The 25,141-nt window shown below is 54.8% G+C and carries 23 protein-coding genes; 14 read left to right on the top strand and 9 right to left on the bottom strand.

Features of this window, described 5'->3' with window-relative positions:
* Positions 1-59 precede the first annotated feature (59 nt).
* Together R3F50_01530 and R3F50_01535 are read left to right on the top strand one after the other, a co-directional pair.
* Positions 60-1,421 (top strand): nodulation protein NfeD, encoded by a 1,362-nt coding sequence (locus tag R3F50_01530; protein ID MEZ5488982.1) that lies wholly within the window; start codon positions 60-62, stop codon positions 1,419-1,421.
* Positions 1,422-1,425: 4 nt separating this feature from the next.
* Positions 1,426-2,178 (top strand): slipin family protein, encoded by a 753-nt coding sequence (locus tag R3F50_01535; protein MEZ5488983.1) that lies wholly within the window; start codon positions 1,426-1,428, stop codon positions 2,176-2,178.
* 29 nt (positions 2,179-2,207) lie between these two features.
* Here the strand turns inward: R3F50_01535 and R3F50_01540 are convergent, their stop codons facing one another.
* The 3 genes from R3F50_01540 to R3F50_01550 all read right to left on the bottom strand — a co-directional run bounded on the left by R3F50_01540 (position 2,208) and on the right by R3F50_01550 (position 4,465).
* The gene (locus tag R3F50_01540) at positions 2,208-3,065 is read right to left on the bottom strand and encodes a PA4780 family RIO1-like protein kinase (protein MEZ5488984.1); all 858 of its coding nucleotides are present in this window, start codon (positions 3,063-3,065) and stop codon (positions 2,208-2,210) included.
* A gap of 169 nt (positions 3,066-3,234) precedes the next feature.
* Positions 3,235-3,735 carry a hypothetical protein gene (locus R3F50_01545; GenBank protein MEZ5488985.1) on the bottom strand — a complete coding sequence of 167 codons (501 nt, stop codon included), beginning with the start codon at positions 3,733-3,735 and terminating at the stop codon, positions 3,235-3,237.
* Positions 3,728-4,465 (bottom strand): acyltransferase family protein, encoded by a 738-nt coding sequence (locus tag R3F50_01550; protein ID MEZ5488986.1) that lies wholly within the window; start codon positions 4,463-4,465, stop codon positions 3,728-3,730. The genes R3F50_01545 and R3F50_01550 overlap by 8 nt, the downstream gene beginning before the upstream one ends.
* Between R3F50_01550 and R3F50_01555 the strand changes: the two genes are divergently transcribed.
* Together R3F50_01555 and R3F50_01560 are read left to right on the top strand one after the other, a co-directional pair.
* Entirely contained in the window at positions 4,355-4,846 is a 492-nt protein-coding gene (locus tag R3F50_01555) for an integrin alpha (protein ID MEZ5488987.1), read from the top strand. The two genes, R3F50_01550 and R3F50_01555, sit on opposite strands and share 111 nt — an antisense overlap.
* A 336-nt stretch (positions 4,847-5,182) precedes the next feature.
* On the top strand, positions 5,183-5,401 hold the full coding sequence (locus R3F50_01560) for a hypothetical protein (protein ID MEZ5488988.1): 219 nt from the start codon (positions 5,183-5,185) through the stop codon (positions 5,399-5,401).
* Between the two features lie 140 nt (positions 5,402-5,541).
* Here R3F50_01560 and R3F50_01565 read toward each other — a convergent pair whose 3' ends face one another.
* Positions 5,542-6,138 (bottom strand): PEP-CTERM sorting domain-containing protein, encoded by a 597-nt coding sequence (locus R3F50_01565; GenBank protein ID MEZ5488989.1) that lies wholly within the window; start codon positions 6,136-6,138, stop codon positions 5,542-5,544.
* Positions 6,139-6,769: 631 nt separating this feature from the next.
* Between R3F50_01565 and R3F50_01570 the strand changes: the two genes are divergently transcribed.
* Complete coding sequence (locus tag R3F50_01570; GenBank protein MEZ5488990.1) at positions 6,770-9,202, top strand: M1 family metallopeptidase; 2,433 nt, start codon at positions 6,770-6,772, stop codon at positions 9,200-9,202.
* On the top strand, positions 9,180-9,749 hold the full coding sequence (locus R3F50_01575) for a DUF6702 family protein (GenBank protein ID MEZ5488991.1): 570 nt from the start codon (positions 9,180-9,182) through the stop codon (positions 9,747-9,749). Before R3F50_01570 ends, R3F50_01575 begins: the two co-directional genes overlap by 23 nt.
* A gap of 17 nt (positions 9,750-9,766) precedes the next feature.
* Here the strand turns inward: R3F50_01575 and R3F50_01580 are convergent, their stop codons facing one another.
* Positions 9,767-10,117, bottom strand: a complete 351-nt coding sequence (locus R3F50_01580; protein MEZ5488992.1) for a DUF5329 family protein — start codon at positions 10,115-10,117, stop codon at positions 9,767-9,769.
* A gap of 219 nt (positions 10,118-10,336) precedes the next feature.
* Between R3F50_01580 and R3F50_01585 the strand changes: the two genes are divergently transcribed.
* Entirely contained in the window at positions 10,337-11,644 is a 1,308-nt protein-coding gene (locus tag R3F50_01585) for a serine hydrolase (GenBank protein ID MEZ5488993.1), read from the top strand.
* Positions 11,645-11,767: 123 nt separating this feature from the next.
* Complete coding sequence (locus R3F50_01590; protein MEZ5488994.1) at positions 11,768-12,619, top strand: MBL fold metallo-hydrolase; 852 nt, start codon at positions 11,768-11,770, stop codon at positions 12,617-12,619.
* Between the two features lie 6 nt (positions 12,620-12,625).
* On the opposite strand, the gene R3F50_01595 is transcribed toward R3F50_01590, so the two are convergent.
* The 4 genes from R3F50_01595 to R3F50_01610 all read right to left on the bottom strand — a co-directional run bounded on the left by R3F50_01595 (position 12,626) and on the right by R3F50_01610 (position 15,273).
* The gene (locus tag R3F50_01595; GenBank protein MEZ5488995.1) at positions 12,626-12,970 is read right to left on the bottom strand and encodes a hypothetical protein; all 345 of its coding nucleotides are present in this window, start codon (positions 12,968-12,970) and stop codon (positions 12,626-12,628) included.
* Positions 12,967-13,530 (bottom strand): hypothetical protein, encoded by a 564-nt coding sequence (locus R3F50_01600; GenBank protein MEZ5488996.1) that lies wholly within the window; start codon positions 13,528-13,530, stop codon positions 12,967-12,969. Before R3F50_01600 ends, R3F50_01595 begins: the two co-directional genes overlap by 4 nt.
* Before the next feature lie 586 nt (positions 13,531-14,116).
* Entirely contained in the window at positions 14,117-14,323 is a 207-nt protein-coding gene (locus tag R3F50_01605) for a hypothetical protein (GenBank protein ID MEZ5488997.1), read from the bottom strand.
* 215 nt (positions 14,324-14,538) lie between these two features.
* On the bottom strand, positions 14,539-15,273 hold the full coding sequence (locus R3F50_01610) for a GNAT family N-acetyltransferase (protein ID MEZ5488998.1): 735 nt from the start codon (positions 15,271-15,273) through the stop codon (positions 14,539-14,541).
* Between the two features lie 529 nt (positions 15,274-15,802).
* On the opposite strand from R3F50_01610, the gene R3F50_01615 reads away from it, so the two are divergent.
* From R3F50_01615 to R3F50_01640, 6 genes are all read left to right on the top strand, one after another.
* On the top strand, positions 15,803-16,999 hold the full coding sequence (locus R3F50_01615; protein MEZ5488999.1) for a hypothetical protein: 1,197 nt from the start codon (positions 15,803-15,805) through the stop codon (positions 16,997-16,999).
* Positions 17,000-17,550: 551 nt separating this feature from the next.
* A complete protein-coding gene (locus R3F50_01620; GenBank protein ID MEZ5489000.1) occupies positions 17,551-19,287 on the top strand; it encodes an HAD hydrolase family protein in 1,737 nt (578 codons plus the stop codon).
* 11 nt (positions 19,288-19,298) lie between these two features.
* Positions 19,299-19,526 (top strand): hypothetical protein, encoded by a 228-nt coding sequence (locus R3F50_01625; protein MEZ5489001.1) that lies wholly within the window; start codon positions 19,299-19,301, stop codon positions 19,524-19,526.
* 38 nt (positions 19,527-19,564) lie between these two features.
* On the top strand, positions 19,565-20,506 hold the full coding sequence (locus tag R3F50_01630) for a universal stress protein (protein MEZ5489002.1): 942 nt from the start codon (positions 19,565-19,567) through the stop codon (positions 20,504-20,506).
* Between the two features lie 16 nt (positions 20,507-20,522).
* A complete protein-coding gene (locus tag R3F50_01635) occupies positions 20,523-23,255 on the top strand; it encodes a cation-transporting P-type ATPase (protein MEZ5489003.1) in 2,733 nt (910 codons plus the stop codon).
* Positions 23,242-24,924 carry a cation:proton antiporter gene (locus R3F50_01640; GenBank protein ID MEZ5489004.1) on the top strand — a complete coding sequence of 561 codons (1,683 nt, stop codon included), beginning with the start codon at positions 23,242-23,244 and terminating at the stop codon, positions 24,922-24,924. The genes R3F50_01635 and R3F50_01640 overlap by 14 nt, the downstream gene beginning before the upstream one ends.
* The last annotated feature ends 217 nt before the right edge of the window (positions 24,925-25,141 follow it).

Consider the following 25,141-nt stretch of genomic DNA (forward strand, 5'->3'; position numbering starts at 1 on the left):
TGTGCGGATTATTGCGCCAAACACCTTCTTCCGGCAGCTGCATAACAAGATGCTGGCTGGTGGTCGTACTGCTGCTGGCGGTTGCACCACTCAAGGCACAGGACGTCTGGCTGGTGGATCTGCAGGGTGCTATCGGCCCCGCCAGTGCCGATTTTGTCATGCGCTCCCTGGACGACGCGGCCGCCGCTGAAGCCGCGCTGGTCGTTCTGCGCCTGGACACACCGGGCGGGCTGGATCTGGCCATGCGGGACATCATCCGCAGCATACTGGCCTCACCGGTCCCGGTCGCAGGCTGGGTGGCACCGGGCGGCGCCAGAGCCGCCAGCGCCGGCACCTATATCATGTATGCCAGTCATTTCGCCGCCATGGCGCAGGCCACCAATATCGGCTCCTCTACACCGGTCAACCTGGGTGGCGAAGGGGGGCCTTTCCCACTGCCCACCATGCCGGAACAGCCGGCCTCTGACGACGAAGAGGAAGCAGACCAGGAAGCGGCACCGTCTTCACTGCCCGGTACCGCGATGGAGCGCAAAGTGCTCAATGACGCGGTGGCTTATATCAGAGCCCTGGCGGAACTGCGGGGCAGAAACGCCGAGTGGGCCGAGCAGACGGTCGTCGAGGCAGCCAACCTGCCCGCCTCCGAGGCGCTGGAGCTGGGCGTCGTCGATCTGATGGCAGACGACATCTATGATCTCCTCGCCCGACTCAACGGCCGCTCAACCACCATCGACGGACGCTCTGTAACCCTGGCCCTGAACGACCCGGTTATCACGCTGGTGGAACCGGACTGGCGAGAGAAATTCCTGGCCATGATTACCGACCCCAACGTGGCCTATATTCTGCTTATGATCGGCATCTACGGGCTGATACTTGAATTCTATAATCCGGGCATGGGACTGCCAGGCATCACTGGTGTTATCTGCCTGTTGCTGGGAGCCTTCGCCCTGCAGATGCTGCCCATCAACTATGCCGGTCTGGCACTGATTATCGTCGGCATCGGACTGATGGTGGTGGAAGCCCTGTCGCCAAGTTTTGGCGTCTTCGGTCTCGGCGGTGTGGCTGCCTTTGTACTGGGGTCGGTCATGCTGATGGATACCGAAATGGAGGCCTTCCAGATCTCCCTGGCGATTATCGGCGCCTTCGCGGCCGCTTCGGCGGGGGTATTCTTTTTCGCGCTGGGGGCCGTCTTCACGTCGCGGCACCGGCGTGTAACAACCGGCATGGAGAGTATGCCGGGCAGCGTGGCCATTGCTAACGAAGACTTCAATGGCGAAGGCCATGTTCGCGCCTTCAGTGAAAACTGGAAGGCCATTTCCGATCTCCCGGTCAAAAAAGGGCAGGAACTTGAAATTACTGGCGTTGACGGGTTGACGCTGACCGTCACCCACCGGCAACCCGGACCAGACACAGAAGAGGGCTAGGCTTATGCAATCATTTTTAGTAGTGCTGACCACTATCGTCCTGATCCTGCTCGTCAGCTCATTTCGAGTGCTGCGGGAATACGACCGGGGCGTCATTTTCCTGCTTGGTCGTTTTTATAAAGTGAAAGGCCCCGGGCTCATCCTCGTCATCCCGTTTTTCCAGCAAATGGTCAAAGTGGATTTACGCACCGTCGTCTGGGATATCCCGACCCAGGACCTGATCACCCGCGACAATGTCTCGGTCAAGGTTAATGCCGTGCTGTACTTCCGGGTGGTTGACCCGCAAAAAGCCATCATCAACGTGGAAGACTTCATGGAAGCCACCGGTCAGCTGGCCCAGACCACATTGAGATCGGTGCTGGGGCAGCACGAGCTGGACGAACTGCTGGCAGAGCGGGAGCGGCTGAATGCCGACGTCCAGGGCATACTGGACATCCAGACCGACGGCTGGGGAATCAAGGTCTCCAACGTGGAAATCAAGCACGTGGATCTGGACGAAAGCATGATCAGGGCCATCGCCAAGCAGGCTGAGGCAGAGCGGGAGCGACGAGCCAAGGTCATCCACGCCAGTGGTGAAGCGGAAGCGGCGAGGAAACTGGTGGAGGCAGCCACCCAGCTCGCCGAGCAACCGGAATCCATGCAGCTTCGTTACCTGCAGACCCTGACGGAAATCGCCGGCGAGAAGAACTCCACCATCGTGTTCCCGCTGCCCATGGACATTATTGAGAATTTCAACAAGATGTTGGGGAAAAAATAATTGCTCTTGGCAGCCGGAGGGCTTCGAAGCTAGGACTGCTCTTCAGCTTCGGTCAGACGCTGTCGCCGGTTCTGTTCTTCGACCAGGGCTGATTCGATATCCTGCAGCACGCCATCCACATCGGCGCTGCGTGTATCTTCAGCAAAAATACCGGTCAGTTTGACATCCGGATGTAATTCACCGTCCTCAAACAGCTTCCAGATTTCCTTGGCGTATTGGCTATTGAGCAATTCCGGCGCGAACTGGCCGTAGTAATTGCTTACGTTATTAACATCCCGTTCCAGCATCGCCTCGGCATTGTTATTAGCGGCCGCATCCACCGCCTGAGGGAGGTCGATAATGACCGGGCCGTCTTCACCGACCAATATATTGAATTCAGACAGGTCCCCATGAACCAGGCCCGCACAAAGCATGCGCACCACGTACCCCATGAGCTGAGCATGGTCTTTCAGAGCCTGTTCGGGTGACAGGGTGACCTCACTCAGGCGGGGCGCCACCGAGCCTTCACTGTCGGTTACCAGCTCCATCAGCAGCACGCCATCGACACAGCCATAAGGGCGGGGAACCCGCACGCCGGCATTGGCGAGCTTATAAAGCGCGTCTACCTCGGCAGTCTGCCAGGTTTGCTCCTGCTGCTCACGACCAAACTTTGAACCTTTGTCCATGGCGCGGGAGCGACGGCTATTACGTGTTTTGCGGCCTTCCCGATAGAGCACCGCCTGTTTGAAGCCACGCTTGGCGGCTTCTTTGTAGACTTTGGCGCAGCGGACCTCCGCGTTACAACGCACCACATAGACATCGGCCTCCTTACCGCTCATCAGCCTGGTGATGACTTCATCAATCAGGCCTTCGTCGATCAGGGGCTGGATTCGTTTCGGAATTTTCATGGCGCCTTTTTACAACATTTGGACCGGGGAAGAAACAACAAGGTTAAGTAACCACTGATTAATTTTGGAAACACTCTGCTCTGATTACCACTGATCAGAGGTTTCGCGCAAAAGCTTGATGGCAAGCTGAAGTGCCCGGGCAACCGAGGGGAGCAGCGTCAGCTACGTATCAGGCGCCTGATGAGCTGAAAGTGAAATGCGACCACCGTCTGCCATTCTTCTCATGCACGGCCTCTTCAAACTGCGCCTGCGAGAATTCTGCAACGGCCTTGCCCCAGAACCGCAGCGCCGGCAGGTTTGACTGAAGCACCCGAACCAGCCACTGTCCCGGGTGATGATGCCACACGCAGGAGGCAAATTCGTACGACGCCCCGGTCCCCCGGTGGCGCCTGACAACAAAGAACTCATTCATGTCGTTTCCAGCAGCGCCGGGCAACCATTGATCGCTCGGACCTACCAGAGCAAATCCGACTGGTGTTTCACCAGTATAGAGCAGGTACACGTCATGGCCTTCCACCCAATAGGGCTCCGTTGAATGCCCGTAGTTGCCCCCTGGGAGTTGATCGACCTGAAACCATTCCGCCATATCATGAAGATAGAACTCAAACAGATTGCGCAATACCGGATCATGGGACCGATCAGCCCTGACAACCTTGTATTTTTTACGCATCAGGTGAACTCCGTAGTCGGAACTTTCTACGCAATGGGTTTTCAATGTATTCGTAGGTATGGCATGGATAGAGTATCAGGGTGCCGAGGAAAATGCTCAGCAACCACACCATAGGTATTTCAGGAATCCGTTCGGCCACAAGAACGAGGATCAGCACCTGGCTGACAGTTATCTGATTGAGGTAGATGGAGTAAGAAATCTCCCCGAGGTAATTCAGCTTTTTCAACCCGGCGGAAAGCGTCCCCGACTCCAGGGCAAAAACAACCACCACGAGCAGGAATACAATTGGAGTCAGAAAATCCAGCGCGCTATGTAATTCAGAGCGATTGGAAAGGGTCGCCAGGACTAACAATACGGTGCCTGTTTCCAGCAGATTACCAACGAACATGGATGGCTTCATTGACTGGATTTTTAAATAAACCCGGTAAGCCAGTATACCCAGCAGGAAAGAGGACAACCCGCGCAGCATACCGGAATTGACAACCAGGAAATAATTTTCCGTGGTCACATCAAGGTGACCGGTATGAAAATAAATAACTGATAACCCGAGCAGAGAAACGGCCAGCAATGCGGCGGATGGGCTGCGTCGGGTAATGCCGGCATTTCGGTCAGTAACGCCGTGCTGAATCTTGACGACATCGATGGCGGCAATGGCTTTCAGCTGGCAGGTTCCAACCGCGAAAGATGGATGGGTTGGTCGGTCAACAGTGCCGGGGACGTCAACGCTGATGGCTTCGACGATCTCATCATCGGTGCGCCGGACGACACCCTGAACGGCAACGGAACGGCCGGCTCCGCCTATGTCTATTTTGGCGGACCCGGCTCAGCGCTTGTCAATCATGAACCGACCGGAGTTATTGAAATTACCGGTACACCGCTGGAGGGGCAGACTCTCTCAGTAGTTAGTACACTGGCCGATTCTGATGGACTTGGTGAAATTTCCTTCCAATGGCTGGCCAACGGAATTCCAATTGGCGGTGCGACCTCTGACAGTATCCTGCTGACACAGGACCAGGTCGACACCACCATCAGCATGGTGGCAGCCTATACGGATCTACGTGGCACAGTGGAAATAGTGCAGAGCGGCAGTACTGCACCGGTAGAAGACTAGATCACCGGAATTCTGGTAGAAGGCAATGCCGGCAGAGATTTCCTGCAGGGTGGCGTAGGAGATGACACCCTGCTCGGCTACGAAGCTCGGGATACTCTCGAAGGGCTTGCCGGGGATGATGTCCTTAACGGCGGGGGGGATACTGACCTGGCGGTATTTAATGGTGAACTGCTGGATTATTCAGTTCTCCGCGACGCCGGCGGGATTTTAGTAAGCGGCCCGCTCGACGATGGAACCGACAGCCTGGCGGACGTCGAAAGGCTCGAGTTTGAGGATACGTCTCTGGCTTTCGACCTGGAAGGAAACGCAGGTCAGACAGTCAAACTGCTGGGCACCGTGGTGGGCGCGACCGGTGCCGCAGACCCTATACTGCGGGGCATCGGTATCGATATCTTCGACAATTCCGGGCTCAATGACCTGGTAGGGGCACTTGAGAGCGGTGCCTTCAGCCAGGTCCAACTGGCCGTTCAGGCTTCAGAATTGCTCGAAGAGCTTGGCGTGATTGATACCGGCCAATTGGCACTGATAGGCGTGGCATACGAGCCAGTCGCCTGATTGCTGCTAAGACCTCAAAGTGGATAGTTGGGGTCAGGGCCAGATGAGGATATCTCAGACCCTGATCCCACTTATTACACCATTGATCCGGTTGCGCCGAAGTTTTTGGTTTCTATTCTTTTTACTGCGCTTAACTGCCCTCATAGCTGGCGGCGTCTTCTACTCACCAAACCCAGCAACCCGATCGCCAATAGCGCCAGACCGCCAGGCTCTGGTACCGCTGATATTGAGACGTTATCAAGGAAATGGCCAACAGTATCATTACCACCTTGATCCGATATAAATTTCAAGCTGGTCAGCCCTCCTGAGCCAATGAATCCATAGGTAAACTGACTGAAGCCACTGGTAACATGCGAGCTGATCACCTGGCTGAAATTGTCAACCATGACCGTAAACGTTCCGTCGTTGCCCTTTCTCTTCTGGGCAAAAAAACTCAACTCGTAGCGCTGTCCAAGAGTCGTTGTAAACGTGTCACTATGCAATTCAAATGAGGAGTTCTGGGAAGGATGTGCATTTAACTCGACATAGTAATTTCCAAAGCCATCGGCTAGAAAACCGTCTTTGTGCACTTCTACGTTATTCACTCCGTGCCAGCCAGGCAATGAGCTGAAATAGCTCCAGCTTCCTGACACAACGTTGCTACCAAGATTCTCAAAGCCACCGTTAGCGATCAACGGCGAAGCGTTTGCATTGATGGTCAGCAACAACCCTGTAATCAGGCCTACAATTCTGCTCATGTTCTCTCCATTAGTGATCTAAAGCAATCCATTCAGATATACCATCAGCAAGTTTCGTGCCACATACAGGGCGACTTTTTGTACCTATAACTCCCACAAAAGCGCAATTAAATGTGAAGCAATTCGCAAATTTCGAATACTTATTCCACTATTTTTCAGCAGTTATTGTCAGTTTTGTTTACAGTCCGACAGTAATCTCAATAGCCCGGCACCTGGACGACACCCGTAAGCCGTTAGCAACCACGCCAGCCTTCCTCGACATCCGTGCAATACTGCAGTCAATTGAACCAGCGGACCCGGGGCCGATAAGGGTCTGATGGAGCCCTCAGGCGTGAGGTGCTTGTCGGTCGCATACTGGCCTCTTGCATTTCGACAACGAACTGACTCGTTCAGCCCGGGCGGTTGTATTTTTTCTTCCGGCGCTATATTCCACTGCCCTGACAAGCCCTACCAATCAAAGCATCCATTTCTTCCCAGGCAGAGTCGATCGGAACAGTTCTTGGATACAGTGGTTTCAGCATCTCCTTTTGCTTGATCACTCCAGATTTCGCAGCAAAGCGCTGCAATAACGGGTATCATCATCAACTCTTTTTCTTCCAGTTTTTACAGGAGAACGCTAGCGATGGCCAAGATGTATCGAGGTGCCTTGATCCTGTTTGCAGTTCTGTGGTCAGCCAGCCTGCTGGCCCAGGGTATTCAGCAGACCAAGGGAACGTTTCAGGACAAGTTCCGTCAGCTTGACGAGGTGCTGCCCACGGCGAATGTTTACCGCAATGCCGCCGGTGCCCCCGGCCATCAATACTGGCAGCAGGAGGTCGACTACAACATCGACGCGACGCTTGATGAGAATAACCAGCGTCTGTCAGCCACCGAGCTTATTACCTATCGCAACAACTCTCCCGACACCCTGACTTACCTCTGGTTTCAGCTGGACCAGAACCGCTTCCGGTCAGACTCCATGGCGGAAATGAGTGATACTTTTGACGGCTCCAGTCCGGATGCAGACAGCAACGATCCGGCCCGTATCAGCCTCGGACAGCTGCGTGCCCTGCAATACATGTCCGATTCAGATCTTGGCCACCGCATCAACGCTGTCTCGGACAACCGTGAGAATAATCTGGCCCATACTGTCGTTGGCACCCTGATGCGCGTGGATCTGGCCGAGCCTCTGGAAACCGGTGACGAAGTCGAGTTGCGTATCGATTTCGAATACAACATCGTCAATGGCGATGTACTTTCCCCCCGCGGCGGTTATGAACATTTTCCTGACGACGAGAGAGAGGGTGGCAACCACATCTTCGCCCTCTCGCAGTGGTTTCCCAGGCTGGTGGCTTACACCGACTACGAGGGCTGGACCAACAAGGAATTTCTGGGGTCCGGTGAATTCACGCTGGAATTTGGCGATTACGAAGTGTCCATGACGGTGCCCGCCGATCATATCGTGGCCGCCACCGGCGAGCTGCAGAACGCCAGCGAAGTGCTGACCCGCCAGCAGCGCGATCGCCTTGAAGAAGCGGAAAGTGCCTCACGCCCGGTTTACATCGTGACTCCGGAGGAAGCACTGGCAAATGAACGCGAGGGCAGCGCACAAACAGCCACCTGGCGATTCGCCGCGGAGAATGTACGGGATTTTGCCTGGGCCTCGTCACGAAAGTTTATCTGGGATGCGAAGGGCCATCGCCAGCCGGGTGCCGATCAGGAACTGGTCATGGCCATGTCGTTCTATCCCAAAGAGGGCGGCGGGCTGTGGTCTGACTATTCAACGGAGGTGGTCATTCATACCCTGGAAGTCTACAGCCGCTTCTCGTTCGACTACCCCTACCCCACGGCGCAGTCGGTCAATGTCGGTTTCGTCGGGGGGATGGAATACCCAATGATCACCTTCAACGGGCCCCGAACCGAACTGCAGGACGATGGTTCACGGACCTACTCGCTGGCGGAAAAGCGCTTCCTGATCGGCGTGGTCATCCATGAGATCGGGCACTTTTATTTCCCCATGATTGTGAATTCCGATGAGCGGCAATGGACCTGGATGGACGAAGGCCTGAACAGTTACCTGGATTCCGTCGCCGGCCGGGAGTGGGATGCGGAAATCCCCTGGGGAGTCGAGCCCCGCTACATCACCGACTACATGGAATCCCAGAACCAGGTACCGGTAATGACCCAATCCGACAGCGTGTTGCGCCTCGGGCCCAACGCCTATGCCAAGCCCGCTACCGCGATCAATATCCTGCGGGAGACCATCATGGGGCGGGAGCTGTTCGATTTCGCCTTCAAGGAATATTCACGGCTCTGGGCATTCAAGCGCCCCACGCCGGCGGATTTCTTCCGAACCATGGAAGAAGCATCCGGAATTGATCTTGACTGGTTCTGGCGGGGCTGGTTTTACACCACCGATCACGTGGACATCTCCCTCGATCGTGTCTATCAGATGCGCATGGATACCCAGAATCCGGACATTGACTTCAGTCGCCAGCGTGAATTTGAAAAATCTTTGCCGCCCAGCGTTTATGTGGAACGGAATCGTCAGGAAGGCCTCCTGACCTGGGTGGAACGCAACCGGGATGTCAGGGATTTCTACGATGACAATGACCAGTTCACGGTGACCAATGTAGAGAGGAACAGCTATAACAGTTTCCTGGAGGGTCTTGAGGACTGGGAACGTCAAGTGCTTGATCGTGCGATCTCTGACGACCTGAGCTACTACCTGCTGGAATTTTCCAATGTGGGCGGGCTCGTCATGCCGATCATTCTGCAGTTCGACTATGCCGATGGCAGCAGTGAGGAAATGCGTATCCCGGCTGAAATCTGGCGCCGGTCTCCGCACGCCGTAAAGAAGCTGGTTGTGACTGAAAAAGAAATTACCAGTATCACCATCGATCCTTTGCAGGAAACAGCGGATGTGGATATTGAGAACAACTACTACCCGCGCCGCATCATCCCCTCTCGAATCGAGTCCTATAAGAGCCAGGGTAGTGACGGCCTGATCAGTCGCGATATCATGCAGGACATCAAAGCCGAACTGGATAGCGATGACGAGGATGATGAGGAAACTGACCAGTAACCTGCCCAGCAGCGCACAGGCCCGGATGGCGTGGTTTCCGTTCCTCCGGTTCTGTGCCGTGTTTGTCTGTTGCTTCGCCATTCTCCCCGGCAATGCCCATCAGCAGAAGAATGCGATTACCCGCGTCCTGTTCAATGAAAACACGGGCAATATCGAAGTCATGCATCGCTTTTTTATCCACGATGCTGAGCATGCGGCGGGGCTGATATTCGGCGAACGCCAGACCCTTGCCGAATCCATAGAATCCAGGCAGCTGTTCAGCAGTTACGTCATCAACCGATTTGCACTGGGTGTCACTTACACCGATGGTAAACGTGAAGAACTGGCTCTCGATTATGTGGGTGAAGAGGTCGATGGACAGTTTCTCTGGGTTTATCAAGAGATCCCCGCCGTAGACAATATCGCCGCCATGACGATTGTAAGCATGGCGCTCAGGGATGTGTGGTCTGATCAATCCAATCTGGTCAATATTGAACGCAATGACAAAATCTACAGCGTGACCTTTGATGGGTCAGCGGAGGTACTCAGCGTAGAACTGGATACTTGAGCTGGAGTCAAACTTCTTCAGATTTCTTCGCGATAATTTTCCAGCAACGACCAGAACCACGCATTAGACGTCTGCCTGGGCTGCCCGCGGCAGTCAATAAGGTACGGATTGCCACTCGTGGCACTTTTACTCGCGATTATCTCGATAAACCCCTCTGTGCTATTGAACAGTTTTGCATTCAGCTCCCGCTTGGAGCGCAGATGCTCCCTCGCCTCCCTTCCCGAGTACTTTCTGCCGTTACGAACAAGATTACAGCCATCCCTGCCAACCGAATTAATCAGAAAATCAATCTCGTCATCCATTGCCTCCGCCCCAGCACGTCCTGGCAACAGGATAAGAATAAACAGGAAAAAAATTACAGGCTTCATATGGATTCCTCCAAAGCGCGTCTTAAACCGCACCGGTACTATCGGAGACTCTAATAATCGAGAGGATAGAACAATGCGCAGATCAGGTCGATGTTTCCCGGAAGCCCGGAAGCGGGCCGATCTGCAGGGCTGGACATTCCGCCAGCGAGAGGGTAGCTTTTCCAGCCTATGCCCCGCTTGCATTCTAAAACCAGAACAAAAGAACAGAAGGAAATAAGTATGGTAAGGCACAGATCTCTCACTCGCCTCGTTTTCGTCATCACCTGCTCTCTGGGCCTGTCTGCAACGACCCTTCAGGCCAGCGACCTGCCTTTCGACACACCGGAAAGCCAGGGTGTTTCTGCGCAGCGCCTGCAACGGGTCTCCGGTTCCATGCAGCGCTATATCGACAAAGCGCTGCTGGCCGGCACCGTCACACTGGTTGCCCGTAATGGCAAGGTTGTGCGTCTGGATTCTCAGGGCTGGAAAGACAAAGAATCCGGCTCGGCCATGAGTGACGACACGATCTTTTTTATCATGTCCATGACCAAACCCATTGTGTCGACGGCGCTGATGATGCTTTACGAAGAGGGGCATTTTCTGCTGACCGATCCAATTTCCAACTGGATACCTGAAATTGCTGACAAGCAGGTAATTGTCAAAGACCAATACGGCACCCATCGGGTACCCCCGCTTCGACCGATCACGTTCCGTGATGTGCTGGCCCACACTACGGGACTGGATCCCTCCCGGGAGGATCTGACCGAAGCGGAGCAGGCCCTGCTCGGGCGCGAGGACAACCTTGAAGACACATTGCTGAAGCGGGCTCCACTGCCGCTGGCCTTCCATCCGGGCGATAGCTGGCAATACGGAAGCTCCACCGATTACGTCGCACTTCTGGTGGAACGGGTTGCCGGAGAGCCCCTGAACGACTTTCTGAAAAGAGAGATATTTGAGCCCTTGCAGATGGAAGACACCTTCTACGCCGTACCGCCGGAGAAACGCCATCGGGTCGCCAACGTCTACAGCCCCAGCGGCCCTGGTCGAACCATCGAATTGTCACGTACGCCGGAATACAGCGCCGTCCCGTACTTCGGTGCTGAGTATTATGGCGGTGTGGCCGGGCTCTTCTCGACCATTTCCGACTATTGGCGATTCAGCCAGATGCTGCTGAACGGCGGTGAACTGGATGGCGTCCGGCTGCTCAGCCCCAAGACCGTCAGCCTGATGATCACCAACCACACCGCGGATCACAACGTCTACGTGCGCGGCCCGGGCTATGGTTTCGGGCTCGGCTTCGGGGTGGTGAACGACGCCGGCGTGGCCCGCGACCCCCTCACCCCGGGCACATTCAGTTGGGGCGGCGCCTGGGGTACGGTCTTCTGGGTCGATCCGGTGGAAAATATGATCGGCATCATGATGACCCAGATCACCAGCTACAGTCATCTGAATGTGCGCCAGGAACTGGGGGTCACCGCGATGCAGTCGATCATCGACAGCTACTCCGCCCGGCCTTTTAAGGTTGCCCCCTACCCTAAACTGGATTGAGCGCGGCCGGCTTCCGGCCGGCTCATAATCAGTATAGAGCACGCAACCTGAATAACCGCCAGACATAGGCAACTGAAAACAGTTCACGCAACAAAGCAATGAACAATTCCAGGGAACTTAATAGTGAAATCTAAAAGCAGACACTTTATCTTTGCGCTGACAATGGCATGCCTTTCATTACCCGGAGTCAGTCTGGGCCAGGAACTCCGCGATCTGGACAACCCGGAACTTCAGCGGGTCGAACCTTTCCAGGTATTCGACAACCTCTACTATATCGGCGCAAAGTGGGTCGCTGCCTGGCTGCTGGTCTCGGATCAGGGTCTGATCGTTTTCGATTCCCTGTATGGCGACCTCACCGATATCGCCATCGACGGTATCCGCGAGCTCGGATTCGACCCCAATGACATTCGTTACCTGATCGTGAGCCACGCCCATTACGACCATGCAGGTGGCGTACGACGCTTCCAGGACGAATTCAGTCCGGTGGTCATGATGACCCAGGAGGACTGGCAGATGACCACAGAGCCGGCGGAATACCAGGAGTATCCGACCCCGGTCCGGCATCTGTCTGCGACAACTGGTGGCGTTATAAACCTCGGGCGCACACGGGTCCATTTCATGCAGACTCCCGGCCACACACCTGGCGTACTGTCTTCCTTTTTCACCGTCTATGATGACGGCTTCCCCCACACAGCTTTCATGTTCGGTGGCGCCGGGCTCAACTTCAGCGGCGTCGAGCGCACCGAAACCTACATTGACAGCGTGCAGCGTATCCAGAGAATTACCGATATCGAAGTAAATATCCCCAATCATCCCGGCGCAGGCGACGTTTTTGAACGCTACCAACGACTTCAGGAAAGGCAGGAAGGCGACCCCCATCCTTTCGTAGACCCGGCAGGCTTTTATGGCTGGCTCGATGAACTGCTGGTGGATGCTCAAGCCAAGCTGGAAGAGGAGCGCGCGGCAGGCAATTAGGAAACCTCAGCCCGGATTGGGCAGGAAGACATTCGGATTCAGCGGGCCGCGAACCCCGCCCCGCAGTGACCCCGCGTCATCGCCATTGGACGAGGAGAAGCCGCCACCTGATCCATTGCCAGCGCCGCCTGATCCACCGCTGCCGGATGACGACCCGTTGGGATTGTTTTCCGGATCAGGATAGGGAACCGGTGGCGGTGCGGAGCCGCCAGAAACTCCCGCCACCACATGGGCGAGCGGATTACCGTTGGATGCACCGGGAGCCAGCCAGCCCAGCTGGACCAGTTCGGCTACACCTTTTACCTGTCCGGCAGCCAGCTCGCGCCTGATCACTGCCAGCAGGTTTTTCACCGCGGACGAGGAGAAGCCAGCCCGCTTTTCGAGGCCTGACTTTCCACCGCCTCCTGCTTATAAAGCGCCCGCCAGATGGGGATAAGTAACAGGCGGGCAAACATCCAGCCGGCCAGCCCCATACCCCACGCCAACCCTACCAGGAAGGGCCCAGGGGATCTGTGAAAAATAATGTCCGCTGCATTCAAGAGATTAGCACCACAGATTAATACAGAAACCCACTGCATAAGCCACATCACATTGAGCAGTTTTTTGTTCTTTATGGCGCCCTTGGTGTTGTAATAAAAGCTGTGAAGATTATAGATATTCAGGAATGCTGAAAGCAGGCTGCCCGTTGACCACAGTGCTGCTGCCGATACGCCGATGATATTCAGAATAAGAACCACGCCACATTGCAGCGCTGCCAGAAGCGAATAATTCACGATCATACTCAGGCCCATGGCATCCGCCCGGCGGATTGCCTCGCCGGCGCGAAACTGAAAAGTCGCAATAATACCCGCGAATCCTGCCAGCGCCATAGACAGCTCGGCTATCAGGATCAATACATCAAAAACTTCCATAGCATGTTCCTATAGTCGGGCGCAGCAGCAGGAGTGTTATGCACTGTCACATCACAAACAGCCAGAAGCTTCTATAAGGGAGAAATTTTTTTACCCACGGCCCACGGGTCAGGCCGATTACCGGATTCCGCCAGCGAACTCGAATCGCAACGAACGCGTGGAGCAGGCGAGGGAGCGTCTTAACAGGTACCGGAACGGTAACCCCATCCTATTGGAATGTCCATGTTCTTGTTCTGTTCTTGTTCGGCAGAGTTCCAAGAAGCCTTTGATTAATTACCACCATGCTCTGCGGGAGGCTATCGGGCCCTGCTGCCAGGCGTCTTGCGCAGGGGACGGTCACTCCCTTGCCAAGCACGACAACGTCGCAGTGGCGCCCGACAGGCCCTGCCCGGCCGGGCTTTCAGACAAGCCCGCCGGCTTCGTTGCACTGTCCTGACAGGCTGACGCATGCCGGTGGCAATGCGCCCTGCAACCGAACTCGCCTGCAGGTCAGAGCATGGCGGTAATTAATCAAAGACTCCCGAACTCAACCCAACCGGTGGCTCATTTCAGGAACCGGGGCTTGCAGCAATAAATCGGGGGCTCCCTAGGCCCTGATAAAGCGCGGGGCGGTCATCAACGCCACGCCAGCAATTACCATGAGTGGTGCCGCAGTAACAAAATAGGGATAGATCATCAGGCCGATACCGGCATATTTGGCAACCTTGTGCTGTTGCTTTTTCCCATAGATGAAATAGCCCAGCCCGATAGAACTGAAGATCAAGCTGATGAGCAGATAACTGGTGTCAAGCATAAACCGCTCCCTGAGTGGCAAGAGGCAAGGTTGAGATTCAACTCTCCAGGACTGCCTGCTGAGCTACCATTGTGCAACAAAGTTTCTCAACAGACTGGCGAAGCCGTCACATTTAGCCAGCCGTGGCCAGACGTAAAAATGGCGGTCAAAAACTGCGGGCAGAGTAAAAGCACAGTGGCTCATTGGCAACTGATGTTTTTACTCCACCCCGTTTCTCACTTGTCACGACGTCTATACCAATACCAATGGCTGGTTCTGAATCCCAGTTTTTCATAGAGGGCCAGAGCCGCGAGATTTCTTTCCTCAACCTGCAACAGTGCATGTGCAGCACGATGCTGGCGACCCCAGGTCAGCAGCTGCCTGACCAATCGCCCGGCGAACCGGTGGCGTCGATACCTCGCCGCGGTAAACACATTATATATACTCAGAAAATGCTGATGGAGAACTCCCAATGCACAACAGGCGGTCTCACCGTCCGCACTCTCGAGTGCAGCAAAACATATCTCGCCCGGGATCTGGTCCAGCAACTGCGAGTGAATGCGCCGATGCGCCACTGATTCCGGGTAAATTCTGCCATATCTGTCGAGCCAGTCCTCCTTTGTAACGCCAGTGACAGGCAACCCGGTTTCATGCTGAAAACCCAACGCACAGGTCATCACCCTGGAGCGTGCAACCGATGCAAACCCGGCCTGCTGCAGGTAGTCATCAAAGCGTGCCACCGTACCGAATGAAGGAATCCTGATCAGAACGGGCTGCGATCGCTGACGGTAAAATTCCCCCGTTAAATCAACAACTTCTTCAAACGGTGTACGCGTCAGATCAGTCAGCACCAGCGAATTTGATCGTTTCCTGTAGCCACCCGAAGACCGCAATAACCCGAAGGGTGATCGCTGTTCTTCCAGTGCCGTCCATGATTGAAAGGCCGCTCTTTCCAGGCTCAGGTAAGTCATGACAGTTCCTCAGGCAAAAAAAAACCTCTAAGGTCGGAGACGTTAGAGGTTTTTAAATTGCAAAATTGAATTGCGTTATTTAATGTCCTTCGTCTCCATTTGAAGATGGAAATTGCGCCAGGTGACCAAGATATTTGGTACGCACGCAATCGCCGGCTGTACGGTAATTCCAGCCGGAAATCGAGGAAATCATGTGAAACGAATTCAAAAACATCTTGCTATCTGTGGTTAATTAATCGAAAACAGGAGCGGACTTTATTAAACGGATTTCTGATTGTCAACAACTTATTCTGGAAATGTAACAATGATTCCATATGTCGGACGAGGGCACAGGTTGTAGTTGACCAATGGATCCACGGTGAAAACGCCGCTGCAGGCAAGAAACTGATCCCGCAAGCCTCTACTCTCAACCTGTCATTTTTCGCTGAGACAGATTCCTGATCGGCGCCTGCACAGATGGACAAAACCCGGTATTGGAGATAACTTTCGCCTTGCCCAGGTACGATATTTCTTTCTACAGGAGTCCAGATTGAAAGACACAGCCCCTGACGATTCAAAACATCTGCTGGATGTATACAAAGCGAACCGAGGTAAGTGGGAGGCGCTGTCAGCGAATGTGGTGTCACACGTTGCCGGCCATCTGCGAGACGTGAACCTGAAATTCACCTCTAAATCCCGCATCAAGTCGCTTGAAAGCCTGTACGCCAAAAAAGCGGGGCATTATAAGGACAGGCTGATCCGCGATCTTATCGGCATCCGCTTCATTGTACCGTTCCTGGATGACGTGGAAACTGTGGTTTCCACCATAAAGAAGCTCTACACAGTCGTGGAGGTAGAGCGCAAATCCGAGGGTCTTACCTACCGTGAGTTCGCCTACGACTCGGTGCATCTGGAGATTTCTCTCGAACAACACGAAGTCGTTGTCCCCGAAGAATGCGTGTCCTGCTGCGAAATACAGGTGCGGACCACGTTACAGGACGCCTGGGCCGAGGTAGAGCACGAGATCCTTTTCAAGAGCAGCGTTGCTTTTCCCGACGACCACTCCATTCGAAAAAAAATGGCGGCATTGAACGCCAGTCTTTCTCTATCCGATATGATCTTTCAGGAGATTCGCGACAAGCAGAAGGAGCTGGAGCTGTGGGGGCAGTCGCGGTTCAAGGAATTACACAAGCGGGCCGAGCACATAGATCCGGCATTGGTGCAGGATGATCTGGAACAGCTGCTGACCGAAGTCAATTCGGACAGGAACACCAAAGATGCCGTCGAACCCGCGTTTCATGAAGCGCTGACTGCACACAATGAGGGTGACTACCGACGCGCGGTTGAATATTACAGCAAGGCGATCAGCGCCGAACCTGAACTCAATATTCGCGCCATGATTTATAACCATCGCGGACTGGCATTCTTCATGCTGGGGCAGGAGCAGCTGGCGCTCGCAGACTTCGGCCAAAGTTGCAATTGCGACCCGGGCTACTATCAGGCGTTAAACAACAAGGCCCTGGTCCTGCGTCGTATGGGATTGATCGAAGAAACGCTGAAGACATTTACCCTCTCCCTGCAGATAAGAGAAGACCAGCCGGACGTCTACTACCTCCGAGCACAGACACTTGTTGAGATACAGGAATATGCGAAGGGGAAAAGCGATGCCCGGCGTGCCCTGGAGCTGGATCCGGATCATGACGCCGCGCGAGACCTTCTTGATCATATTCCTGCCACGGGTGTGTGACCGGGTGCTGCAGGGCACTTCCGGTTGATTACCGTGAACCACGGCGGGAGTCAATCAGAGGCTATTCAAGTATCCGAGCTATTTTTGATAGCGGAAAATTGTCGAAAGAACCCCCCCTGTGACGAGGAGTATCGCCCTGCCCACTCTTTCTGACGCTGGACAACATCATCCTTTTAATTACCGCGACGCTCTGCGGCAATAAGGCTGAGGTTCCCTGGTCTTAGATGCTTTCGACTTCAATGGACTTCTACCCGGTGGTGGAACTGACCGCTTTTGGGAAAGTTCCACAGTGCTGATGCGTTGGACCCTGCCGGTCAGACCGGTTCGCCGGCGATTACAGCCACAGTCAGATTGAATTCACTTCCCCACCCTGCGCGAGGCATCAGTTTGTTCCGGTCGGAAACGCAACAGGATGCTCGTTTGACCAGGGTCAATATCAGCGCCGGTATTTCCAAAAACTCTGTCAACTAAAAGATTTAGCCCATAGAGTAGAGACAGCATCAACGGGAGCGCCGGTGGCATAGGCGGAAACGTGGTGAAAGGGGCCGATAATGCGACTACGAGTGATTGCGACTGACTACGATGGCACGATAGCCATTGATGGCGTGCTTGACCCGGCAATTCGCGAGGCGATCGCACTGGCGCGCCAACGGGGTGTGCTTGTGGTGATAGTCACCGGACGAATTTATTCGGAACTTAGAAACGTCGCCGGCTGTCTGGATTTCGTCGACGGAGTCGTCGCCGAAAACGGCGCTGTTGCCGCCCTTCCAAATGGTCATGTTACCGTTTTCGGTGCATCACCGCCCTTGTCACTCATTACAAAACTCAGCGAGCGTTGCATCGATTTCAAGGTTGGGCGATGCGTTATTGAAATGGACGCCGATTTCGCTGATGTGGCGATCGCGCTGATCCGCGAGATGGAATTGCCGCTGACTATCTCATTCAATCGCAGCCGAATGATGTTGCTGCCGCCCTCGATCAGCAAGGCAAGTGGCCTGCGCCACCTGCTCGACACCTTCAATGTATCGATACACAACGCCATCGGCATCGGTGACGCGGAGAACGATCATGAACTGCTCACCTGCTGTGAACATGGCGTGGCCGTTTCGTGGGGATCGGCGCGACTGAGGGAGTCGGCCGACTTTGTCCTCGAAGGTAACGGGCCAGCCGCTGTCGCCGGCTATATCGAACGGGTATCGTCTGAGATTCGATTACCCTCTGAAACGTCGACCTACCGCAAGGTGGTGCTGGAAGAAATCGAAGGCAAGGCGCCTTTTCAGATATCTATTCGAGCTCACAACGTTCTCATAGCTGGAGACACGAAGAGTGGTAAGTCGTGGCTGGCCGGTCTGCTTGCCGAGCAGCAAATACTGAAGGGCTACACCGTGTATGTGTTTGACCCTGAAGGCGACTACAGCAGCCTGGCCACTCTGCCAAACACGCTTGTCCTGGGCGGCAGTCGTATGCTGCCTGAGGGTGACGACCTCAGGCTGTTGTTACAACAGGGACTGAGCGTCGTCCTGAATCTATCGAATCTTGAGCACTACCAGAAATCCGCGTACATCGGCCAGCATTTGCCCCTGGTTGCACAGCACCGTCGCGAGCAAGGCTTCCCCCACCGTATTTTTCTGGATGAGTGCCACTATTTCCTGAGCGGTTCACTTGGCAGGCAGATACTGGACTTCCAGCTCGATGGATACACACTGGTAACCTATCGACCCTCGCAACTGGCCAGGGAGGTTCTCACTTCAATTGACGTCTTTGCTGTCACCCGCCTGACCGATCACGCCGAAGTCGATGTCCTGCGGGACCTGTTGGATGACAAGAGTGAGGAGTATATCGACTCTCACGACTGGTACGACCAGCTTGCCAATCTTGGCATCACCGAAGCTGCCCTGTTGCCACCAACCAGAGAGGCCGGTGGACGACTTCGCCGGTTTGTCGTCGCTCCGCGGCTGACCAAGCACGTTCGGCACCGCACCAAGTATTTTGACGTTCCTGTCTCGACGGGGCGCAGGTTTGTCTTCACGGACTGCGGGCATCCCACCGGTGAGTCGGCGGCAACACTAAGGGAACTGGGTGAGGCCACCAGGCGGGTTAAAGCTGCTGTCCTAATTAATCACAGCCAACGCCATGACTTTTCTCATTGGGTCGCAGATCTTTTCTGCGACCGCGATCTGGCTAACGACATCCGGAAACTGGAGTCGACGATGAATCACAATGGCGATGTCGACAGTTTTGTAAAAGGCTTTTGCGAAGTAGTGAAGAAACGTTATCAGAGCACTTAAGGAAGCTCTGATTGATTACCACAATGCCCTGGCCTTCAGACGAACCAGCTGCGCAAGGCTTGTTGCCATCGGCCTGTCAAGGCAGTGCAGCAACGCCAGCGGCTCTGTCTGAAGGCTCCGGTCATGAGCCTGGACAGGATTTGGGATTGAATATAGCCTTTAGCGACGATGGTTTAACCCTGGTTAAGCCAGGCTCGCAGCAGGCGATTAAGCATCAAAAATTTATTACGGCCATCTAAGGCCCCTAAAAGCAACTGCCTGAATCAGGAGGGATCACGTGCGCCACTACCATAACCCGCTTTATGTCAGCCACGGAACCGTCGATGAAACCGAGGGGCTGAAGCAGGCTCTAAGTCTGGCCCGCAACAACAGTGCTCCTTTGAGTGTGCTGGTGGTTTGTCCGGAATTTCCTGATGATTTCCCCGATTACCGGAAAAAATATGAAGAGTCACTGCTCGCTCAGGCTGAAGTCTCGGTACGTTCCACTCAAGAAGCGATCAGGCTGGAACAGGACTCTGTCCCTGTCTCGATTGAACTTGTAAGTGGTAGGGCCCCGACAGTAAAGATAATTCAGTACGTACTTCAGCACGGTCACGACCTGCTGATCAAAGAAGCGGAGCCTCGAGATGCGGGTGGCAGAGGCTTCAAAGCCATCGATATGGAACTGTTGCGGAAATGCCCCTGTGCAGCATGGCTTTGCCGCCCGATTGCACATTCAAGGCAGCATATTCAGGTAGCGGTCGCCATCGATCCGGAAAGCGCTGAGCAGGCGGCAGAGAACCTGTCAAAACGCCTGCTGCAATTGTCTCGCTCGCTGGCGGACAGCTGCAGTGGAAAACTACATATTATCTCCTGCTGGGATTATGAATTTGAATCTTTTCTACGGGGTAATGTCCTGGTGAAGGCTTCAGACGCGGAAATTTCCGAAGTGGTTCTGCACACGATGCATGAACATCGCATTAAACTTGAACGATTGATTCAGGAATCAGGCATTTCCGGCAGTCATCAGATACACCATCAGCGCGGCAGGGCCGAAGAGTGCATTCCTGCCCTGGTAAACGACAAAAAAATTGACATTCTGGTCATGGGCACGGTCGCGCGTACCGGCATCCCCGGCTTCATCATTGGGAATACGGCAGAAAATGTCGTACAGAAACTTTCCTGTTCGCTGTTAGCACTTAAACCACAGGGCTTTGTCTCACCGGTCAAGGCCTACTGACTGTGAGAGGGGTATGATGGAAAAACCGGACGCGGATCAGAGCCAGAATTCATGGCATACCTTGTCAACTGAAAAAACGCTGAACCTTCTTAATGCTACAGCGGATGGGCTTTCTCATGCCGAAGCGGCAAAGCGGCTGGCGGAATATGGCCCCAACCGTCTCCCGGAAGCCGCGCGACGCAGCGGCATCATGCGCTTTCTCATGCAATTCCATCACATCCTGATCTACGTGTTGCTTGGCGCAGCGGTGATTACAGCGATGCTCGGCCACTGGATCGACACCGGCGTGATCCTCGCCGTAGTCGCCGCCAATGCTGTTATCGGCTTCATTCAGGAGGGTAAGGCGGAGAAGGCGATGGACGCGATCCGCCATATGCTGGCCCCCCGCGCAAATGTGATTCGTGAAGGGAAAAGGCACAGTACGGAAGGGGAAGCGCTCGTGCCCGGCGACATTGTTTTACTTGAAGCGGGAGACAAAGTGCCCGCCGATATGCGGCTGCTGAGCGCACATGGCATGTCAGTTCAGGAGGCCATTCTTACCGGTGAGTCTGTGCCGGTTGAGAAACATACCCGTCCGGTCGCCGCGAATGCGCCACTGGGAGATCGTTCGTGCATCGCCTATTCCGGCACCCTGGTAACAAGCGGCCAGGGTAAAGGGGTTGTTATGGGCACCGGCAACCGGACCGAGATCGGACGTATCAGCGGACTGTTGTCGGAAGTTGAAACACTGACCACGCCACTTGTTGCGCAGATGGATGTCTTTGCTAAATGGCTGACTATCCTCATCCTTCTGATTGCCGCGTCATTGCTGGGGTATGGTTATTTTGTCGGGCACTACGATTTCGCAGAAATGTTCATGGCGGTAGTGGGGCTCTCAGTTGCCGCGATCCCCGAAGGGCTGCCCGCGGTCCTGACTATCACGTTGGCGGTGGGCGTTCAGGCCATGGCGCGGCGCAACGCCATCGTCCGGCGTTTGCCCGCCATTGAGACGCTGGGATCAGTTTCCGTCATCTGCACCGACAAAACAGGCACGCTTACACGCAATGAGATGATGGTGGCCTCGGTGCTGACCAGTCAGCACCTCTTTGCTCTGGAAGGGGATGGGTATGCGCCCAAAGGACTGCTCAGACTGGAAGACACCAGAGTCGAATCCTCCGAACATACCGTGCTGGAGGAACTTGCTCGTGCGGCAGCGCTCTGCAACGATGCTTTCTTACACGAGCACAATGGCGTATGGACGGTGGAGGGCGACCCGATGGAGGGGGCGCTCCTCGCCTTCGCCGGAAAAATGGATATTGATGTGCGTAAAGCACAGTCGGTGTGGACACGCACTGACGCCATTCCATTTGATGCCAAACACTGTTTCATGGCGACACTGAATCATAACCATGAGCGGCATGCATTCGTGTTCGTTAAAGGCGCACCGGAGCGGATACTCGCGATGTGCCAGGATCAGCGAGGCAAGGACGGAAAGACGGAAACACTGGATATAGAATACTGGCACGGGAAAACTGAAGCCATCGCTGCGCTCGGACAACGTGTGCTGGCCTTTGCCGTGAAACCGGTGCAGTCAGAGCACACTGTGCTGGAGCATGGGGACATCGAAGGCACCCTCACCCTGTTGGGCATGACGGGGATGATCGACCCTCCGCGCGCGGAAGCAATTTCGGCAGTCGAGGAGTGTCATGGCGCAGGCATCCGCGTAAAAATGATTACCGGCGACCATGGGAAAACGGCCGCCGCCATTGCAAAACAAATCGGCTTGCAGAACCCGGAACAGGTCCTGACCGGAAGTGATCTGGACGGGATGGATGACGCCGCTTTGCGTCAGGCTGTGCTGGATTGCGACATCTTTGCACGCACCAGTCCGGAGCATAAGCTGAGACTGGTCATGGCATTACAAGCCCATGGCATGACGGTGGCGATGACCGGCGATGGCGTGAATGACGCGCCTGCCCTGAAACGCGCCGATGCAGGTATCGCCATGGGCATGAAAGGCAGTGAAGCTGCCAAGGAAGCAGCAGAACTGGTGCTGGCTGATGATAATTTCGTTTCGATCGCTGCCGCCGTGCGCGAAGGCCGAACGGTTTACGACAACCTCAAAAAAGTCATCAGCTGGACGCTTCCCACCAACGCAGGTGAAGCGATGACCATTATCGTGGCGTTGCTGCTGGGGATGACGTTACCGATAACACCCGTCCAGATTCTATGGATAAACCTGATTACCGCTGTCACACTGGGCATCGCACTGGCGTTTGAGCCGACGGAACAAGGTACCATGCGAAGGCCGCCCCGGCCACGCGATGAACCGTTGTTAACCGGCGCACTGGTTTGGCAGATCGCGTTCGTATCCCTATTGTTCCTGTGTGGCGTCTTCGGCATGTACACCTATGCCACAGATCTTGGTTATTCTATTGAGCTGGCACGTACTATTACGTTAAACACACTGGTGGTGATGGAAATCTCCTACCTTTTCTTTATCCGCAATATCTACAGCACTTCAGTGACATGGCAGGCGGCGCGGGGAACAAAAATAGTCTGGGCGGTAGTCATCGTCATTACCGTCGCACAATTCGCTATTACCTACCTCCCGCTCTTGCAGACTGTATTTGCCACCGAGGCGATCCGCTTCCGGGACGGACTGCTCATTGTCGGTGTCGGCGTGATGCTGTTTGCGATTATCGAAACAGAAAAACAGATTCGCCTTCGACTATCAAAGACTGCAACGAGTGATCATGGCCGATCTTAGCTTCCTGCATAGCTCGCCTTTTTATGAGCTGACTGCACTGATTGCTCTGGCCGCAGCAATCAGTTCCGTAGGCTTGTTACTGCGCCAGCCGATGATTGTCAGCTTCATCGCGGTCGGCGTACTGGCCGGCCCGTCGGCGCTTGGGATTGTGCAATCACACGAAAATATTGAATTGCTGGCAGAGCTGGGCATCGCCGTGTTGCTGTTCCTGGTCGGTCTCAAACTGGATCTGAAGCTGATCCGCACTCTGGGCCCGGTGGCGTTGGCGACGGGGTTGGGACAAGTGACGTTTACCTCGGTGATCGGCTTTCTCATCGGGCTTGCGCTGGGGCTGAATACGGTGACCTCGCTCTATGTTGCCGTGGCGCTGACCTTCTCCAGCACCATTATCATTGTCAAATTGCTTTCAGATAAGCGGGAAGTGGATTCCCTGCATGGCAGGATCGCTATCGGTTTTCTGATAGTGCAGGACCTTGTCGTTGTGTTGGCGATGATGATCCTGTCAGCCTTCGGGGTCGGTGCTCAGGAGGCGGGCGGCGACTCAGTGCTGGTCCATATCGGCACAGTTCTCCTTTACGGCCTGGTGATGCTGGGGTTTATTCTGCTTTTCATTCGCTATCTGGCGACACCGCTCGTAACCCGAATTGCCCGCTCGCAGGAACTGCTGATTATTTCCGCCATTGCCTGGGCGGCACTGCTGGCCGCTATTGGCAGCGAGCTTGGCTTCAGTAAAGAGTTGGGGGGGTTGCTCGCCGGTATCTCACTGGCATCCACGCCTTTCCGGGAAGCGATTGTGGCGCGCCTTTCCTCCCTGCGGGATTTTCTGTTGTTATTTTTCTTTATTGCACTGGGCTCGCAGCTCGATCTTGAACTGCTTGGCGCACAGATCGCTCCCGCACTCGCTTTCTCTGTCTTTGTGCTGATCGGCAATCCGCTGATCGTAATGATCATTATGGGCATCATGGGCTACCGGAAACGTACCGGTTTTCTGGCAGGCCTGACCGTCGCTCAGATCAGCGAATTTTCGCTTATTTTCATGGCGATGGGTCTGAGTCTGGGACATGTGTCTGCGGAGTCGCTGGGGCTGGTAACACTGGTCGGGCTGATTACAATATCTCTGTCGGTCTATATGATCACCTATTCCCACGGTCTCTATAACAGACTGGAGCAATGGTTCAGCGTATTCGAACGCAGGAAGCCCTACCGGGAGGAGAAGCTGGAACTTCAACACAGTGCGAAAGGGGGTTACGACGTCGTCCTCTTTGGGCTCGGTCGTTACGGTAAGGCCATTGCTCACTATTTACAGCAGCAGGAATTCACCCTGCTTGCGGTTGATTTCAATCCGGATGAGGTTCGACGCTGGCGTGCTCAAGGCCATCCTGCCATTTATGGCGATGCGAGTGATCCTGCGTTTATCGCCAGCCTGTCACTCAGTGGCGTCAAGTGGGTTGTCTCTGCCATGCCTCAGCATGATATCGGCGTGACACATGAAGACCCCCGGCTCGTACTTCTGGAAGAATTGAAACGACAACAGTACAGCGGCGGTATCGCAATATCTACGCAGCAGCTTCACGACCAGGAAGTCCTCAAGGAAAAAGGAGCCACACTGATCCTGCTGCCATTTTATGACGCGGCAGAACAGGCAGTGGTGCGAATGAAAGTGCACTAGTGAAAAGCAGAACAGGCTGACCTGTCAATCAGGTCCCCAAGCCCGAATATTTCACCAAATTCCGTAGCGGAGCTGTTCCAGGGTGTACCATTGAGCGGCAAAACAGTGCTGCACTGCCACTGACAGGGCCGGTCCACTGTAAAACACCGGTGTAGGCCCGCTTCTCGGCCCGTAGGACGAAAAATGGTACCTTTCAATGCACGGGCTGCCCAATCTT

It is taken from the genome of Gammaproteobacteria bacterium (genome assembly GCA_041395725.1).
Lineage (GTDB): Bacteria > Pseudomonadota > Gammaproteobacteria > Pseudomonadales > Pseudohongiellaceae > NORP240.

Excerpts from the sequence above, each read along its gene's own strand:
- R3F50_01535 (MEZ5488983.1), top strand. The coding sequence starts at position 1,426 with ATGCAATCATTTTTAGTAGTGCTGACCACTATCGTCCTGATCCTGCTC.
- R3F50_01540 (MEZ5488984.1), bottom strand. The coding sequence starts at position 3,065 with ATGAAAATTCCGAAACGAATCCAGCCCCTGATCGACGAAGGCCTGATT.
- R3F50_01545 (MEZ5488985.1), bottom strand. The coding sequence starts at position 3,735 with ATGCGTAAAAAATACAAGGTTGTCAGGGCTGATCGGTCCCATGATCCG.
- R3F50_01565 (MEZ5488989.1), bottom strand. The coding sequence starts at position 6,138 with ATGAGCAGAATTGTAGGCCTGATTACAGGGTTGTTGCTGACCATCAAT.
- R3F50_01570 (MEZ5488990.1), top strand. The coding sequence starts at position 6,770 with ATGTATCGAGGTGCCTTGATCCTGTTTGCAGTTCTGTGGTCAGCCAGC.
- R3F50_01575 (MEZ5488991.1), top strand. The coding sequence starts at position 9,180 with ATGATGAGGAAACTGACCAGTAACCTGCCCAGCAGCGCACAGGCCCGG.
- R3F50_01580 (MEZ5488992.1), bottom strand. The coding sequence starts at position 10,117 with ATGAAGCCTGTAATTTTTTTCCTGTTTATTCTTATCCTGTTGCCAGGA.
- R3F50_01585 (MEZ5488993.1), top strand. The coding sequence starts at position 10,337 with ATGGTAAGGCACAGATCTCTCACTCGCCTCGTTTTCGTCATCACCTGC.
- R3F50_01600 (MEZ5488996.1), bottom strand. The coding sequence starts at position 13,530 with ATGGAAGTTTTTGATGTATTGATCCTGATAGCCGAGCTGTCTATGGCG.
- R3F50_01605 (MEZ5488997.1), bottom strand. The coding sequence starts at position 14,323 with ATGCTTGACACCAGTTATCTGCTCATCAGCTTGATCTTCAGTTCTATC.
- R3F50_01610 (MEZ5488998.1), bottom strand. The coding sequence starts at position 15,273 with ATGACTTACCTGAGCCTGGAAAGAGCGGCCTTTCAATCATGGACGGCA.
- R3F50_01620 (MEZ5489000.1), top strand. The coding sequence starts at position 17,551 with ATGCGACTACGAGTGATTGCGACTGACTACGATGGCACGATAGCCATT.
- R3F50_01635 (MEZ5489003.1), top strand. The coding sequence starts at position 20,523 with ATGGAAAAACCGGACGCGGATCAGAGCCAGAATTCATGGCATACCTTG.
- R3F50_01640 (MEZ5489004.1), top strand. The coding sequence starts at position 23,242 with ATGGCCGATCTTAGCTTCCTGCATAGCTCGCCTTTTTATGAGCTGACT.